This window comes from Bacillus sp. T33-2 (assembly GCF_002860205.1).
Lineage (GTDB): Bacteria > Bacillota > Bacilli > Bacillales > Cytobacillaceae > T33-2.
The window spans coordinates 64424-80204 of the sequence record NZ_PGVB01000008.1 but is presented as its reverse complement, the minus strand read 5'-3'; the positions used below and the strand labels follow the sequence as shown (position 1 = coordinate 80204).

At 46.3% G+C, this 15781-nt stretch carries 13 protein-coding genes; 10 read left to right on the top strand and 3 right to left on the bottom strand.

Annotated features, from left to right (window positions below):
- Nucleotides 1-30: 30 nt before the first annotated feature.
- Nucleotides 31-540, bottom strand: coding sequence for a sporulation membrane protein YtrI (gene ytrI, locus CVD19_RS05855; protein WP_101580931.1), 510 nt, complete (start codon nucleotides 538-540; stop codon nucleotides 31-33).
- Nucleotides 537-875 carry a YtrH family sporulation protein gene (locus tag CVD19_RS05850; RefSeq protein WP_101580930.1) on the bottom strand — a complete coding sequence of 113 codons (339 nt, stop codon included), beginning with the start codon at nucleotides 873-875 and terminating at the stop codon, nucleotides 537-539. The genes ytrI and CVD19_RS05850 overlap by 4 nt, the downstream gene beginning before the upstream one ends.
- A 173-nt stretch (nucleotides 876-1048) precedes the next feature.
- Here CVD19_RS05850 and dnaE point away from each other — a divergent pair, with 173 nt between their 5' ends.
- The 8 genes from dnaE to CVD19_RS05810 all read left to right on the top strand — a co-directional run bounded on the left by dnaE (nucleotide 1049) and on the right by CVD19_RS05810 (nucleotide 12287).
- Nucleotides 1049-4411: a DNA polymerase III subunit alpha gene (dnaE, locus tag CVD19_RS05845; RefSeq protein WP_101580929.1), complete on the top strand. Its 3363-nt coding sequence runs from the start codon at nucleotides 1049-1051 to the stop codon at nucleotides 4409-4411.
- Between the two features lie 399 nt (nucleotides 4412-4810).
- Entirely contained in the window at nucleotides 4811-6049 is a 1239-nt protein-coding gene (locus CVD19_RS05840; protein ID WP_101580928.1) for an NAD(P)-dependent malic enzyme, read from the top strand.
- A gap of 9 nt (nucleotides 6050-6058) precedes the next feature.
- The gene (locus CVD19_RS05835) at nucleotides 6059-6673 is read left to right on the top strand and encodes a FadR/GntR family transcriptional regulator (protein WP_101580927.1); all 615 of its coding nucleotides are present in this window, start codon (nucleotides 6059-6061) and stop codon (nucleotides 6671-6673) included.
- Nucleotides 6674-6849: 176 nt separating this feature from the next.
- Nucleotides 6850-7719 (top strand): acetyl-CoA carboxylase, carboxyltransferase subunit beta, encoded by an 870-nt coding sequence (gene accD / locus CVD19_RS05830; RefSeq protein WP_101580926.1) that lies wholly within the window; start codon nucleotides 6850-6852, stop codon nucleotides 7717-7719.
- A complete protein-coding gene (gene accA, locus CVD19_RS05825; protein ID WP_101580925.1) occupies nucleotides 7713-8690 on the top strand; it encodes an acetyl-CoA carboxylase carboxyl transferase subunit alpha in 978 nt (325 codons plus the stop codon). The genes accD and accA overlap by 7 nt, the downstream gene beginning before the upstream one ends.
- A 331-nt stretch (nucleotides 8691-9021) precedes the next feature.
- The gene (gene pfkA, locus CVD19_RS05820; RefSeq protein ID WP_101580924.1) at nucleotides 9022-9981 is read left to right on the top strand and encodes a 6-phosphofructokinase; all 960 of its coding nucleotides are present in this window, start codon (nucleotides 9022-9024) and stop codon (nucleotides 9979-9981) included.
- A 34-nt stretch (nucleotides 9982-10015) separates the two neighbouring features.
- Entirely contained in the window at nucleotides 10016-11776 is a 1761-nt protein-coding gene (pyk, locus tag CVD19_RS05815; protein ID WP_101580923.1) for a pyruvate kinase, read from the top strand.
- 124 nt (nucleotides 11777-11900) lie between these two features.
- Nucleotides 11901-12287, top strand: a complete 387-nt coding sequence (locus CVD19_RS05810; RefSeq protein WP_101580922.1) for an FxsA family protein — start codon at nucleotides 11901-11903, stop codon at nucleotides 12285-12287.
- A 56-nt stretch (nucleotides 12288-12343) separates the two neighbouring features.
- Here CVD19_RS05810 and ytvI read toward each other — a convergent pair whose 3' ends face one another.
- A complete protein-coding gene (ytvI, locus tag CVD19_RS05805) occupies nucleotides 12344-13468 on the bottom strand; it encodes a sporulation integral membrane protein YtvI (RefSeq protein ID WP_101580921.1) in 1125 nt (374 codons plus the stop codon).
- Between the two features lie 255 nt (nucleotides 13469-13723).
- On the opposite strand from ytvI, the gene CVD19_RS05800 reads away from it, so the two are divergent.
- Together CVD19_RS05800 and citZ are read left to right on the top strand one after the other, a co-directional pair.
- Nucleotides 13724-14182 carry a DUF441 domain-containing protein gene (locus CVD19_RS05800; RefSeq protein WP_101580920.1) on the top strand — a complete coding sequence of 153 codons (459 nt, stop codon included), beginning with the start codon at nucleotides 13724-13726 and terminating at the stop codon, nucleotides 14180-14182.
- A 368-nt stretch (nucleotides 14183-14550) separates the two neighbouring features.
- The gene (gene citZ / locus CVD19_RS05795) at nucleotides 14551-15669 is read left to right on the top strand and encodes a citrate synthase (RefSeq protein ID WP_101580919.1); all 1119 of its coding nucleotides are present in this window, start codon (nucleotides 14551-14553) and stop codon (nucleotides 15667-15669) included.
- The last annotated feature ends 112 nt before the right edge of the window (nucleotides 15670-15781 follow it).

The following is a 15781-nucleotide window of genomic DNA, read 5'->3' as shown; positions in this document are numbered from 1 at the left end:
CGGCATGGTAATGTATTAACGCGGCGGGGGTCAGGCCCCTTCAAGATGGATGTCGAGCTGGATGGATATTGATGTGTAAATGAAAAAGGACTTCACTTCTATTTTATATCGTTTATTGTTGATTTTAAGGGATTTGTTCTCAATGATTTTCATGACCATGTCCTTGCTCTTAAAAACTGTCTCCAGGTCTTTCGCTATTAAAAATTTGCTGATAAGGTCATTGATTTCTTCTTCGCTTTGAAACACACTATAAGTATCCAGTCTGTATTTTTCCCAGTTTAAAATCTTCACTTTAACTTCCTGGACGGTCATTTTTTCTTCATTCTTTTTATTTAAAAGCTTGTATTCTTCCTGCCAGATTTTTTTCTCATTTTGAAGATTTTCAATATCATGCTTCTGTTCGTCGATTTTTTTTGATAATTTTTCAATCGTCGCTCCGTTAATATACAGGAAGACAAACCAGCTCGCGACACCCCCTGCAGCCATTCCGGAAAGAAATCTTTGCCAGGCGGGTTTCCGGTAATATGGCGGGATCCTCACTGGGAGACATGCTCCTGTGTCAGCCAGTTAATAATCAGTGCGCCAGTCTGCGCTCCGCCCATGGCAGACAATATTAACAAAAACTGCTTGACAATATCTTTAGTCTCCCCCTCCAGGAAGCCTCTCTCAAAGCTGTACACAGTATCAAATGTGCCGCCGATCGCAGCGATAATTGCCCAGATGCGTATCAAATCAGAAATACGGACAATTTCCGTCAGGAGAGGCTGTCCGGTGAGAAACGAAGCAAGCCCGCCAATGACGGAGCCGCCGAGCAGTACGCCAAGCGCGATGAAATAAGCTTCAAATAAATGGGTAAAAAACGGCTGATTCATCATCCTGAAACCACCCTTTTGTAAAGTTCGATCCCTTGCCGATACTTCATCATATGGACAAACAGGGGGGATTATGTTTTAAATGTTCCTGTACAAAAAGGGAACATATATTTTCTTTTTTTATGGATAGGTTCTATAATAAATACATGAAGAAGTATCAAAAGGTGTGAGAAAAAATGTCATTTATTCACCTTCATGTTTACAGTGCCTACAGCCTGCTGACCAGTACGGCAACTGTGGAACAGCTTGTCAAAGAAGCGAAATCGAAAGGATTTACTTCACTGGCATTAACCGACCGGAATGTGATGTATGGGGCAATAGCCTTTTATAAAGAATGTCTAAAAAATTCATTGAAGCCAATTATAGGCCTGACAATTGATGTAGCCAGCGAATTCCGGGAAAAAGAAGCTTTCCAGCTGGTGCTGCTGGCCATGAACAATCAGGGTTTTCAAAATCTGATAAAAATCTCCAGTGCGGTGCAAACGAGATCACCAGATGGAATCCCTGTCAAATGGCTGAAGGCTTATTCAGGGGGGCTTATAGCAATAACACCCGGGACTGGCGGAGAAATAGAGCAATTTTTATCTGCTGGCGAACAAGACAAAGCTTCAGCGGCAGTTGATTTATATAGCAGCATGTTCGGCAGCCAGAAATTTTTTATATCACTCCACAACCAGGAGCTCCCTGGACAGGCCGCCTTAAATAAACAACTGGCTGCCCTGGCTGAAAGCCGTGGCATCCGGACAGTGGCTGCCAACCCAGTCCACTATTTGCACCGGCAAGATGCTTTTGCCCAGGAATGCCTTCTGGCAATCAAAAATGGGCAAAAGCTGCAGGATGAAGAAAGGGAGAAGCTTGGCAGCGACGATTTTTATCTCAAAACAGCCGCCGAGATGGCGGAATTGTTTTCCGAATACCCCGATGCACTGGAAAACACACTCAAGATTGCGGAACAATGCAATGTACTGATTGACCTCGAAACAAAGCATCTTCCACAGTATCCAGCACCACCAGGGGAAACCTCCGACGGGCTGCTAGAAAAGCTGTGCCGCACCGGGTTTGAAACAAGGTATGGGAAGGCGCCTTCCGGACATTGGCAGAGGCTAGAATATGAGCTGTCTGTGATAAAGAGGATGAAATTCAGCGACTACTTTTTAATTGTCTGGGATTTTATGAGATTTGCCAGGGAAAACGGCATTCTTACAGGGCCCGGCCGCGGTTCGGCAGCAGGTTCGATGGTTGCATACGTTTTATTCATTACAGATGTAGACCCGATCGAACATCAGCTGCTTTTTGAGCGTTTTTTAAATCCCGAAAGAATTTCAATGCCGGATATAGATATCGATTTCCCTGACCACCGCCGTGACGAGGTAATTGAATATGTTGCCTCAAAATATGGGGAGCTGCATGTAGCACAGATCGTCACGTTCGGGACTTTGGCCGCCAAAGCGGCACTCAGGGATACCGGAAGAGCTTTTGGCTTGAACACTAAAGAATTGGACAGGCTGTCAAGGCTGGTCCCTTCTAAACTTGGCATCTCGCTAACGGATGCATTCAAGGAGTCTGAAGGGCTCCGGTCGTTCATTAAGGAATCAGACATGAACGCAAAGCTGTTTGAAACTGCGCTAAAGCTCGAGGGCCTTCCACGCCATACCTCCACCCATGCCGCGGGGGTTGTGATCAGCGGACAGCCGCTCACCAATGTTATCCCGATCCAGTCCGGCTCCGAGCGAGTGTTGCTCACCCAGTATTCCATGGAGCACCTGGAAGAAGTAGGCCTGCTGAAAATGGATTTTCTTGGCTTAAGGAACCTGTCGCTGATCGAAGCAATTCTTGAATCGATCCACCGGAAAACCGGCCGGGAAATCGACATCCACAACATCCCGCTTGACGACCGCCAGACGTTCGAACTGCTTAGCGAAGGGGACACAACCGGCATCTTCCAGCTGGAATCCGAAGGGATGCGCAAGGTTTTAGTAAAATTAAAGCCTTCCAGATTTGAAGATATTGTTGCTGTCAATGCATTATACCGGCCCGGCCCGATGGAGAACATCCCCCTCTTCATCGCCAGGAAGCATGGCAGGGAGGAGGTTGCTTATCCGCATGATGATTTAAAGGATATATTGGAGAATACTTACGGGGTCATTGTGTACCAGGAGCAAATCATGCAAATAGCCTCGACAATGGCGGGCTTCTCGCTTGGTGAGGCAGACCTGTTGCGCAGGGCGGTCGGAAAGAAAAAGAAAGAAGTTTTGGACCGTGAACGAGGCCATTTTGTCAGCGGCGCACTTAAAAAGGGCTATGATGAAAAAACCGCAAATGATATTTATGACTTGATTGTCAGGTTTGCCAACTATGGGTTTAACAGGAGCCACGCCATTGCCTACAGCTTTATTGCCTATCAGCTCGCATACTTAAAAGCCCAATATCCACTTTATTTCATGGCTGCACTTTGTACGTCCGCAATGGGAAACGACGCAAAAATTGCCCAATATGCCAGGGAATTAAAGCAAATGGAAATACCCCTCCTACCGCCGTCGATAAACAAGAGCAGCTACAGTTTTCAGGCAGAGGGAGGCAAGATCCGATACAGCCTGGCGGCAATCAAAGGTGTGGGTGCCCAGGCGCTCAGGGAAATCTTTCAAGCGAGGAAGCAGAGGCCCTTCAAGGATCTATTTGATTTTTGCATCAGGGTTTCCCAGAAAGCGGTCAACAGAAAAACAATGGAAGCACTTGTGCATTCCGGGGCCTTTGACGAATTTGGGCAGGACAGGGCCAGCCTTCTGGCATCCCTTGATGTCGCGATTGAACATGCCCTGCTTGTTGCCCCGGATGAATCCGGCCAGTTCGATCTGTTTGCTGAAGCTGAATTTTCAATAAAGCCAAAATATACGGTCGTTGATCCTATGCCGGTTGAACAGAAACTTGCGTATGAAAAGGATGTGCTTGGTTTTTACCTGTCAAAGCATCCTGTATCCATCTTCGAGGAGGTGTTTAAAGCGGCCAATGTTCAGTTGCTGGCGCTAAAACAAGGCGGGCAGCGATGCCGGATCGGTGTTTATATTACCGAAACAAAAAAAATACGCACGAAAAAGGGCGATCCGATGTGTTTTCTTACTTTGAGTGATCCGAGCGGTGAAACTGAAGCGGTCGCCTTCCCGAATGAGTACAGACGGTTTGGCCCAGATTTGAAACAGGGGGAAATTACGCTGCTCGAGGGAAAGTTTGAAGAGCGCGATGGGAAAGTCCAATTCATAATCCAGTCAGTTTTAAATAAACATGCCGCACTCGAGGCTGCAAGGGAAACGGGCAGGAAATTATTTATCAGAGTCGGCCAGGGCCGGCATTCAGTAGAGATGCTAACCGAGCTTAAGGCTATGCTCAAAAAGCACTACGGGGAAATTCCGGTGATCCTGTACTACGAACATAATCAAAAAACAGTCCTTTTGCCTGCGGAGTTCAAGGTGAATGCCGACCACGGCTGCCTCAAGGAATTGCGCGGTTTTCTTGGGAAAGAAAACGTAGTACTAAAAAATTAGTCCTTTACATGTATAAGAGATGTGTTATATTGATAAAAAGATAACTGGTCTGACCACTTAGAAAAGCGGAAGCGCATTCGGAACAAGCAAAAAGCGTGCTCGTTCCTGCGAGGATTATTCTCAGAAGCTTTCCTTAATGTTCAGCCCCGACAGGCATAAGACGCATCACGGAGGATAATCGTGATTTCCGTAGTGAGGTGGCTTATGACTCGAGCTGCTCAAAGCTAACGCTTCTCGCAAGATACTCCAAGAAGATTTTTCAGGATAAAAAACTGGCTAGGTGCTGGTCGACTAAATACGCCACGTCCTGTGGCAACGTCGACACTAGGACATCCTGTCCGTCGGAGCTGGACATCGGTTTCAATATTTTTTTCTTATTAATGAAGGAGTGACATGGCCTTGACTTTACGGGAAGAAGCTTTGCATATGCATCGGGTTAATAAAGGGAAATTGGAATCAAAATCAAAGGTGCCGGTAAGGAATGCCAGGGATTTAAGCCTGGCTTATTCACCAGGTGTGGCAGAGCCGTGCAAGGCTATATATGACAAGCCGGAAACAGTATATGAATATACCATGAAAGGGAACATGGTTGCTGTTGTATCCGATGGGACAGCTGTGCTCGGCCTGGGAAATATCGGCCCGGAAGCTGCCCTGCCAGTCATGGAAGGCAAGGCCGTGCTTTTTAAAAGCTTTGCAGGGGTCGATGCTTTTCCGATTTGTCTGAATACTACAGACATTGATAAAATTGTGGACACTGTAAAATTGCTGGAACCTACATTCGGCGGTGTCAATCTTGAAGACATTGCCGCGCCCAATTGCTTTGTTATCGAGGAGCGCCTCAAGAAGGAAACGAATATTCCGGTTTTCCATGACGACCAGCATGGGACAGCCATTGTTACGGTCGCGGGGCTTGTCAATGCCCTTAAAATTGTCGGCAAAACAATGAATGAGATAAAGGTTGTAGCAAATGGTGCAGGTGCTGCCGGGATTGCAATCATAAAGCTGCTGTACACCTATGGCGTACGCGACATCATTATGTGCGATACGAAGGGTGCGATTTACGAAGGCAGGCCCCAAGGGATGAATACCATCAAAGAACAGGTCGCCAAATTCACGAACCGCGAAAATGTGAAGGGTGATCTTGCCGAAGCGATCAAAGGAGCAGATGTATTTATCGGTGTTTCAGTCGCAGGCGCATTAACCCAGGATATGATTCAATCAATGAACCAGGATGCAATTATTTTTGCAATGGCAAACCCTGTTCCGGAAATCATGCCCGACGAGGCAAAGGCTGCAGGGGCGAAAGTGATTGGGACAGGCCGATCTGATTTTCCCAATCAGGTTAACAACGTGCTCGCGTTTCCCGGGATATTCCGGGGGGCACTGGATGCAAGGGCAACCCATATCAATGAAAAGATGAAGGTAGCCGCAGTTGAGGCAATTGCCAGCCTGATCAATGAACATGAACTGTCAAGTGATTATGTCATTCCGGGCCCATTCGACCCAAGGGTTGCACCCGAGGTGGCCGCAGCCGTGGCCAGGGCTGCGATGGAAACAGGGGTAGCCAGGTTAAGGATTGATCCGGAAGAAGTGAAGCAGCGGACACGAAAGCTTGCAATCATTGAAAAAAGTGAGTGATCGGCATCAGTGAACGAAACTGAGAATAACACAAAAGTGTATATTGAAATTGTGAAACAGCTCAGGGATATGATTGAGAAGGACAACCTTAAAAGCGGAGACAAAATCCCTTCTGAACGGGAACTATCCGAGCGCCTGAGTGCCGGGCGCTCATCCGTACGGGAGGCTCTCCGTGCCCTGGAATTGCTGGGATTGATTGAAACAAGGCGGGGGGAAGGAACGTTTATCCGCGATTTTCGCGGCAATCACCTCGTAAAGCTGTTGAGCACGTTTATTTTGCAGGATGAAAAAGCAAAGAAGGATGTCATTGAGACTAAATATATGATTGAAATGGATTGTCTCCGGCTCGCTGCCGCAAAAAGCGGTCTTGGACAGCTCAAAAGCTGGGCAGAAACGACAGCATTTTCTGATGAAGAATTCTTTACCAGAATTGCAGCTCTTGCGGACAATCACTTGTTTTACCGGATTTGGGAAATTTTAAAGGACTATTATAACTCGCTCCAAATAAACGAACAATCCGCTGCTAGGGATGACTACCTCAAACTGGCGGATTCGTTGGTATTGGGCAATGAGGATCAGATCCTTTCGATGTATCGGCGCTTGCGTAAATTGTCGCTAAGTTGACGACACTGTTTAACAGCATTTGTATTCCGTCTGTTCTATAGTAAAGGACAGGCTTGATGCGCCCGGTGGAAGGGACAGATCCCGTTTTCAGGCTCAAGTGGTCTGGCCACCGGGGAATGCGAGGACGGAAGTCATGCATTCAATTGTTAAACAGCAACATTTTGAGGAGGCTTCACATGATAAAAGAGCTTTTTTCCAAGCCAAAAAAGAAAAAGTACGCTACGATTCCTTCGGAGGCAGCCAAACAGGATGTACCTGAAGGAATCATGACTAAATGCCCGAATTGCAAGAAAATCATGTATACAAAAGAATTAAACAAGAATTTGAAGGTTTGTACCCATTGCGGATACCATTTTCAAATGAATGCTAGGGAGCGCCTGCAAAGCATACTAGATACGGGAAGCTTCCAGGAGCTCGATAAAAATATGATTTCAGAAAATCCATTGCAATTCCCTGATTATATAGAAAAACTTGAAAAAGACCGAAAGAAAACCGGAATCAATGAAGCGGTCGTAGCCGGGACAGGAAGCATCAATAAAATGGAAACCGTTGTTGCCGTCATGGATGCAACCTTCCGTATGGGAAGCATGGGGTCTGCTGTTGGTGAAAAAATTGCCCGTGCCATTGAAAAAGCCGATGAATTATCTGTCCCATTTATTATCTTCACGGCGTCAGGCGGTGCGAGAATGCAAGAAGGTGTTTTAAGCTTGATGCAGATGGCCAAAACCAGCGCAGCCCTGAAAAAATTCAGTGACAACCGCGGCTTGATCATTTCTGTCATGACCCATCCGACAACCGGAGGGGTTTCTGCAAGCTTTGCCTCGCTGGGTGATTATAATCTTGCCGAACCAGGAGCACTGATCGGGTTTGCCGGAAGAAGGATCATTGAGCAAACAATCCGTGAAGAACTTCCCGAGGATTTTCAGACAGCGGAATTTTTACTTAAGCATGGCCAGCTTGATGCAGTCGTCTCAAGGCTTGACTTGCGGGAAAAACTAGCGGACATTCTTGAAATCCATCAGCCAGGAGGGAATTTCGATTGGTAGGGGAGTTAGAATTTGAAAAGCCGGTAATTGAATTGCGGAACAAAATTGCCGAGCTGAAGCAATTTACATTAAATGCAGATGTGGATCTGTCGTCTGAAATAGAAAAACTTGAGGTACGGCTTGAAAAGCTGGAAAAGGACGTTTATGAAAATATGAAACCTTGGGACAGGGTGCAAATAGCCCGTCATCCGAGCCGTCCAACGACGCTTCAATATATATCAAATCTTTTTACTGATTTTTTTGAATGCCATGGTGACCGGCTGTTTGGTGATGATGAAGCCATTGTAGGCGGGATTGCCAAGTTCCATGGGCTTCCGGTCACAGTCATCGGCCACCAGCGCGGCAAGGATACTAAGGAAAATATCCGCCGCAATTTTGGCATGCCCCATCCGGAAGGATACAGGAAAGCACTAAGGCTGATGAAGCAGGCAGAAAAATTCGGCCGCCCGGTAATCTGTTTTATTGACACAAAAGGTGCATATCCTGGCAAAGCAGCAGAGGAAAGAGGGCAAAGTGAGGCAATTGCCCGCAACCTTTTCGAAATGGCAGGACTTAAAGTGCCGGTTGTGTGCATCGTGATTGGTGAAGGCGGCAGCGGGGGCGCGCTCGCTCTTGGGGTAGGAAACCACATTCATATGCTCGAAAACTCCACATACTCGGTTATATCGCCAGAAGGTGCGGCTGCACTGCTTTGGAAGGATGCTTCGCTTGCCAAAAAAGCAGCCGAAACAATGAAAATTACAGCACCCGACCTTAAAGCGCTCGGCGTAATTGATGAAATCATTCCGGAAATCAAAGGCGGCGCACACAAAAATGTCGTTGAGCAATCTGCCGAAATGGAAAAAGTATTGATTGCTTCTCTTACACAGCTAAAAAAGCTCACTGAGGAAGAACTCATCAGCCACAGATATGAAAAATACAGGGTGATCGGGGAGTACTCGTTTGTCGATCAATACATTGGGGTAAAGTGAAGGCGTGCTGTGAAAGCACGCTTTTTCCTTTTGGACAGGAAGCAAATGGCGAGTCTATTTAGTATCCTTTTTCCAATTTGTCGAACCCCACTAAAACTGCCAATTATCCGTTTCATGACTGGTTTTTAAATATAAAACGCTTTCATTTAACCGATAATTCCGTCTTTATGATAATATTGTGGATTAAGTTGTGATACCTATATCTTCATGTTATTTTAGAAATATTAGCAGGTATTTTGTCCATAATAAGAGAAGCAATCCAAGGATTCTCTGAAGTCTATGGCGCACCTGGAAATTGTACATAGTTTCGATGAATAAAGAGGTGGTTTGAGTGAAAAGAATCGGAGTTTTGACCAGCGGCGGGGATTCTCCTGGAATGAATGCTGCCGTACGCGCAGTAGTCCGCAAGGGTATTTACCATGATGTTGAGGTTTACGGCATATATGGCGGTTATGCAGGATTGATGAGCGGCAATATTTCCAAGCTTGAGCTTGGTTCTGTAGGGGATATTATCCACCGCGGCGGAACCTTCCTTTTCTCTGCCCGTTCCGAGGAATTTAAAACAAAGGAAGGCCAGCAAAAAGGCATTGAGCAGTTAAAAAAGCATGGCATTGACGGACTTGTGGTGATCGGTGGGGACGGGTCGTACAGAGGTGCAAAGGCATTGACCGAACAGGGCTTTCCATGTGTTGGCGTCCCGGGGACAATTGATAATGACATCCCCGGCACCGAGTTTACGATCGGCTTTGATACAGCTTTAAACACAGTCATAGACGCTGTCGATAAGATCCGTGATACAGCATCTTCCCATGAAAGAACTTTTGTCATCGAGGTTATGGGCCGTAACGCAGGAGACATTGCGTTGTGGGCCGGGCTTTCCGGCGGGGCCGAAACGATCCTGATTCCTGAGGAAAACTATGATATGAACGAAATCGCAGCAAGGCTAAAAAAAGGCCATGAAAGAGGCAAAAGGCACAGTATCATTATTGTCGCTGAAGGCGTCATGAGCGGGGTGGAGTTTGCGAAACAGCTTCAGGAAATGACCGATTTTGATACACGTGTAACCACTCTTGGCCATGTGCAGCGTGGCGGTTCGCCAACTGCGTTCGACAGGGTGCTCGCAAGCCGTCTTGGGGCACGCGCAGTAGAACTTCTTATTGAAGGAAGAGGCGGCAGGGCAGTCGGAATCGAGAAGAACAGACTTGTCGATTATGATATCATTGAAGCACTTGCAAAACCGCACACGCTTGATATGAACTTATATAAATTATCCAAAGAGCTTTCAATATAATCCCGTTTTCAGTAAACCAGGAGGTTGCTTGATTATGCGTAAAACAAAAATTGTCTGTACGATAGGACCGGCAAGTGAGAGTGTTGAAAAACTAGTTCAGCTAATGGAAGCAGGAATGAACGTTGCCCGCCTGAATTTTTCCCACGGTGATCATGAAGAACATGGCCAGCGCATTAAGAATATCCGTGAGGCAGCCATGCAAACCGGCAAGAACGTTGCTATACTGCTTGACACGAAAGGTCCTGAAATCCGCACCAACAACATGGAGAACGGGGCCATCGAGCTCCAATCTGGCCAGGATGTCACAATTTCCATGAAGGAAGTGACTGGAACAGCTGAAAAATTCTCAGTAACATATGAACGGTTGATTGAGGATGTTCACACCGGAGCAAGAATCCTCCTTGATGACGGCTTGATTGGCCTTGAAGTGACAGGAATCGATAAAGCAAACAACGAAATTAAAACAAGAGTCCTAAACAGCGGAACCCTTAAAAACAAAAAAGGTGTGAATGTGCCGGGCGTGTCGGTGAAGCTGCCGGGAATTACTGAAAAAGATGCCCAGGACATTTTATTCGGAATCGAGCAGGGCATCGATTTTATCGCTGCTTCCTTTGTAAGAAGGGCCGCAGATGTTCTTGAAATTCGCCAGCTGCTTGAAGAAAATGGCGCCAGTTACATCAATATCATTCCTAAGATTGAAAACCAGGAAGGTGTTGACAACATTAACGAAATCCTTGAAGTGTCCGACGGTTTGATGGTAGCGCGCGGGGATTTGGGTGTGGAAATTCCGGCAGAAGAAGTTCCATTAGTGCAAAAGGATCTGATTAAAAAGTGCAACGCTCTTGGAAAACCAGTCATCACAGCTACCCAAATGCTTGATTCCATGCAGCGCAATCCACGCCCGACCCGTGCGGAAGCGAGCGACGTGGCAAACGCGATATTCGACGGCACCGATGCAATCATGCTTTCCGGCGAAACAGCGGCTGGTGCGTATCCGGTCGAAGCAGTCCAAACGATGCACAACATTGCCTCCCGTGCAGAGCAGGCATTGAACCATAGGGAGTTATTATCTACACGGAGCAAGGATACTGAACACAATGTGACCGATGCGATTGGCCAATCTGTTGCCCATACTGCTTTGAATCTGGATGTCAATGCTATAATCACGCCGACTGAAAGCGGGCATACTGCGAGGGCGATCTCCAAATACCGTCCAAAAGCACCAATTGTGGCAGTTACATCTAACGACAATACGCGCCGCCGCCTGGCGCTTGTCTGGGGTGTGTATGCCCAGCTTGGACAGCAGGCAAGAACAACTGATGAAATGCTTGACAGCGCTGTGGAGGAAAGTGTGAACAGCGGAATCGTGTCCCATGGTGATTTAATAGTAATCACAGCCGGCGTTCCGGTAGCGGAAGCGGGCACGACCAACCTGATGAAAATCCATGTCATCGGCGATATCCTCGTAAAAGCGCAGGGGATTGGGCGCAAAACTGCATACGGTAAAGTAGTCCTTGCCAAGGATGCGAGAGAAGCTCTGGGCAAGGTCACTGAAGGCAGCATTCTTGTAACTGTCGGATCCGACCGCGACATGGTGCCTGCAATTGAAAAGTGCAGCGCTTTGATCACGGAGGAAGGCGGTTTGACAAGCCATGCGGCTGTTGTCGGTTTGAGTATCGGCATTCCAGTAATCGTAGGCGTCGAGAACGCAATGACCCTTTTCCGGGACGGACAGGAAATCACGGTTGACGCAGCGCGGGGCGTTATCTATAACGGCCACGCAAGTGTACTATAAGCAAAAAGGATGGGGCTACCTCCATCTTTTTTTGCTTTAACTGTCGGATAGTTTGTTGATGTTTGCCACGGAAGGGGCATATAATAATTAGACATGCTTGCCGGCATAATTCGAGGAGGTGTTTATGAGGTATTTTCTTCTATTTTTAATCATTGTCCCGGCGGCTGAAATCGGACTCTTGCTTTTATCGGGCAGGACAATAGGGGTATGGCCGACAATCTTGATGATCATCGGTACTGGGTTTCTTGGGGCATATCTGGCCAAACGGCAGGGACTCGAAACAATCCGGAAGGCCCAGGAGCAGCTAAGGCAAGGAAGAATGCCAGGGGAGACTGTCCTTGATGGGATTTGTATCCTTGTCGGGGGCACGCTTCTGTTAACACCTGGTTTTGTCACTGACCTTCTTGGACTGTTGCTGCTGGTCCCGCCAACGAGGAAATTTTTTAAGATGATGATGCTAAAGGCATTCAGAAAATGGATCAATAAAGGCAATATCACCATATTACATTAAAAAAACGCCAACTATTTACAGTTGGCGTTTTCAATTAGATCACTTATAGTTACTGATTACGTTATTTCTTCGTCTTTCCCCTTAATAAAGTTCCAGAGGTCACGGAACACATTTGCACGCTGCAGGGTCGTAATAATAACAAGCGTTACGGGTCCGACAATCAAGCCAAGAAAACCGATCAGTTTAAAGCCGACAAACAGGGCAATCAGTGTGGCGAGCGGATCGAGGCCGATGCTGGAGGACAGGATTTTCGGCTCCATGATCTGGCGCTGGACGAGCACTACTACATATAATATACCCAGGCCGATCGCCAGGCTCATTTCACCGGCGATCGCTTCATATATAATCCAGGGGACAAAAACTGCACCGGTGCCAAGGTAAGGGATGACATCGACAATCCCACTTACTATCGCAATTGTAATCGCGTAGTCGACCCTTAAAATGAGCAACCCGATCAGAATAATAACTGTTGTAATCGATATAAGCGTAAGCTGTGCCCTGATAAAACCGAACAAAGCTTTCTTAAGGTCGGCAAAAACGGTTTTGCTGCTTGATTTGGCCCGGTTCGGCAAAATCCGGGAGCCAATGGCCGATAGCCTGTACCAGTCCTTGCTTATAAAAAATGTGCCGAGTAATGAAAAAATCAGCACGGTAGCGGCGTTTGGAAACCATGAAAGGATATTGGGGATATTCCCGAAAAAGTTTTGGATGAAATCTCCAACTGTGGAACCAATAGTTGCCCCGACGTTTTGAATATTGTTCATGATTGTGTCCTGCTGGCCATCATCGAGGTTTTGGAATAAACCTGTGAGCTGGTTGTATAGCGGGATGATTTGCGCGGCAAACAGCTCCTCAATATAGTCTATCAATGTATCCAAATGGAGTGGAACCACCCTGGCAAGATATTCAGCGCCAGAAACGATCTCTGCAATTAAAAGGGTAATCAATCCTGCAAAAATGGCAAAAATAAGGATCAGGCAGACCAAAACAGCGAGAGAGCGCGGCATCCTCGTTTTACGCTCAAAGAAATTGACCAGCGGATTGATTAAAAATGCAATGGCAAGCCCGATCAGAAATGGATATGTAACCCGTGATAAATGATAAAAGGCAAGCGCTGCTGCCACCACCACACCTATGACAAAGAAAAATCTCACGGTGCGGTATATGTATGCTGGATTCAAAAAAGTACCTCCTTAAACCAATAATAAAAGATTAATCTCACGCATTGTTTATTCTATTTTAACAGCTGTCTGGAAATTGGTGAAGCTGCTCTTCATACGATTTTCGCCTGGAAAAAGATTCCTTTCCATATAAATAAATGCAACCTATAAAAATAATTACGCCATATTAAATTCAAAATTTAATTAAAAACGGTTAAATTTAATGGGAATATTTTAAATTATGTTACAATAGTTTTAGCTTTGGGGGTTAATAAATTGGCTCAACCATTCTTGTTCCTGTTTCTCTTGCTGGCGATTGCTTTCGTTGCAAAAAACCAATCATTGATCATTGCGGTCATTGTCCTTCTGATTATGAGGATTGCCGGTGCGGATTCGAAGATTTTTTCCATTTTGCAGGCGAAAGGGATAAACTGGGGCGTAACGATCATTACGATTGCTGTCTTGGCCCCGATTGCGAGCGGACAAATTGGCTTGAAGGATTTATCCGCTGCATTCAAATCTCCCTATGCATGGATTGCGCTCGTATCAGGGATGCTTGTCGCACTTCTTGCAAAGGGCGGAGTCACACTGCTGTCACAGGATCCGCACATAACGACTGCCCTTGTCATCGGTACCATTCTGGCTGTGTCCCTCTTTAAAGGCGTGGCTGTCGGGCCGCTGATTGGAGCCGGTATTGCTTTTGCAGCAATGAAATTGTATGAACTAATAAAATAGTTTTTTTGTAAGATAATAATTTTTTGGATTTTAAGTGCTTTTCATTCACAAAAGTCTGATAATTGTTTATAATAGGACTTGTAATTCTTGCTTCTTCCCTTTAGAAAGGTAAATTGGCAGGATTGCTTTCCCTTGTAGCAAAATGTAAGCATTTTCTTTTTGTCTGCCGTCCGAGCAAGCGCTCAGGAAGTGCCGGTCATTGGAGGCTGTGCAAATAACAAAGGTCTGTCGTCCGGTGTATCACCGGCTTTTGGCCATTTAGGCCTATAAAAGTCAGAAATGTCTATTTTTCTGATCGATATAATAGTTGTTTACTTATACAGACAAAAGGGTATTGGGGAAACTTACTACGCAAAGGAGAGATTCATATGACAGTCACACGCGGACTCGAAGGGGTAGTGGCAACAGCCTCCTCCATCAGCTCAATTATTGATGACACACTAACGTATGTGGGATATGACATTGATGATTTAGCTGACAATGCAAGCTTTGAGGAAGTAATTTATCTTTTATGGCACCGCAGGCTTCCGGCCAGGCCTGAACTGGATGAACTAAAACAGCAATTGGCCCAAAATGCGGCTTTGCCAAAAGAAGTTCTCGACCATTTTAAAATGTATCCGATTGAAAAGGTACATCCAATGGCTGCCCTTCGTTCAGCAGTTTCTTTGCTGGGTCTGTATGATGAAGAATCCGATTTAATGGATGAAGCGGCCAACTACCGGAAGGCTGTCCGGCTGCAGGCAAAAATGCCGGCAATTGTAACAGCTTTTTCCCGTGTGCGAAAAGGGCTCGACCCAATCGCTCCACGGGAAGACCTCAGTTTTGCCGCTAACTTCCTGTATATGCTTACGGGGAATGAGCCTGATGAAATCGCAGTTGAGGCCATTAATAAGGCCCTCGTTCTTCACGCTGACCATGAGCTGAATGCATCGACCTTCACTGCGCGAGTTTGTGTTGCGACCCTTTCAGATGTTTATTCCGGTGTGACTGCAGCAATCGGGGCCTTAAAAGGGCCGCTTCACGGTGGGGCAAATGAAGCAGTGATGAAGATGCTGAAAGAAATCGGCACATTGGAAAATGTCGCACCTTATGTCAGGCAGAAATTGCAAAATAAAGAAAAAATCATGGGATTCGGACATCGGGTATACCGCCAGGGCGACCCACGTGCCAAGCATTTGCGTGAAATGTCCAAAAAACTGACGGAATTGACAGGTGAACCGCACTGGTATCAAATGTCCACCCAAATTGAAAACATTGTTACGGGCGAGAAAAACCTTCCGCCTAACGTGGATTTCTATTCGGCATCTGTTTACCACAGCCTCGGAATAGACCATGACCTGTTTACGCCAATATTTGCCGTCAGCCGTGTTTCCGGATGGCTGGCCCATATTCTTGAGCAATTTGAAAACAACCGTTTAATCCGTCCTCGCGCTGAGTATACAGGGCCTGGAAGACAGGAATATGTTCCAATTGATTTAAGAGGATGATAGGAAGCCGGTTTCATGAATTTACAGCCAGCAGCATCTTCCACCTAATTGGCAGATTCGCTCAGGCAGGTATGAGATATTCGCAGAGAGAAATTAATTTTTATATAGAGAT

Bases quoted from the DNA above. Each gene is read 5' to 3' on its own strand.
- CVD19_RS05850 (WP_101580930.1), bottom strand. From the start codon at position 875: ATGATGAATCAGCCGTTTTTTACCCATTTATTTGAAGCTTATTTCATC.
- pyk (WP_101580923.1), top strand. From the start codon at position 10,016: ATGCGTAAAACAAAAATTGTCTGTACGATAGGACCGGCAAGTGAGAGT.
- accD (WP_101580926.1), top strand. From the start codon at position 6,850: ATGATAAAAGAGCTTTTTTCCAAGCCAAAAAAGAAAAAGTACGCTACG.
- CVD19_RS05810 (WP_101580922.1), top strand. From the start codon at position 11,901: ATGAGGTATTTTCTTCTATTTTTAATCATTGTCCCGGCGGCTGAAATC.
- citZ (WP_101580919.1), top strand. From the start codon at position 14,551: ATGACAGTCACACGCGGACTCGAAGGGGTAGTGGCAACAGCCTCCTCC.
- dnaE (WP_101580929.1), top strand. From the start codon at position 1,049: ATGTCATTTATTCACCTTCATGTTTACAGTGCCTACAGCCTGCTGACC.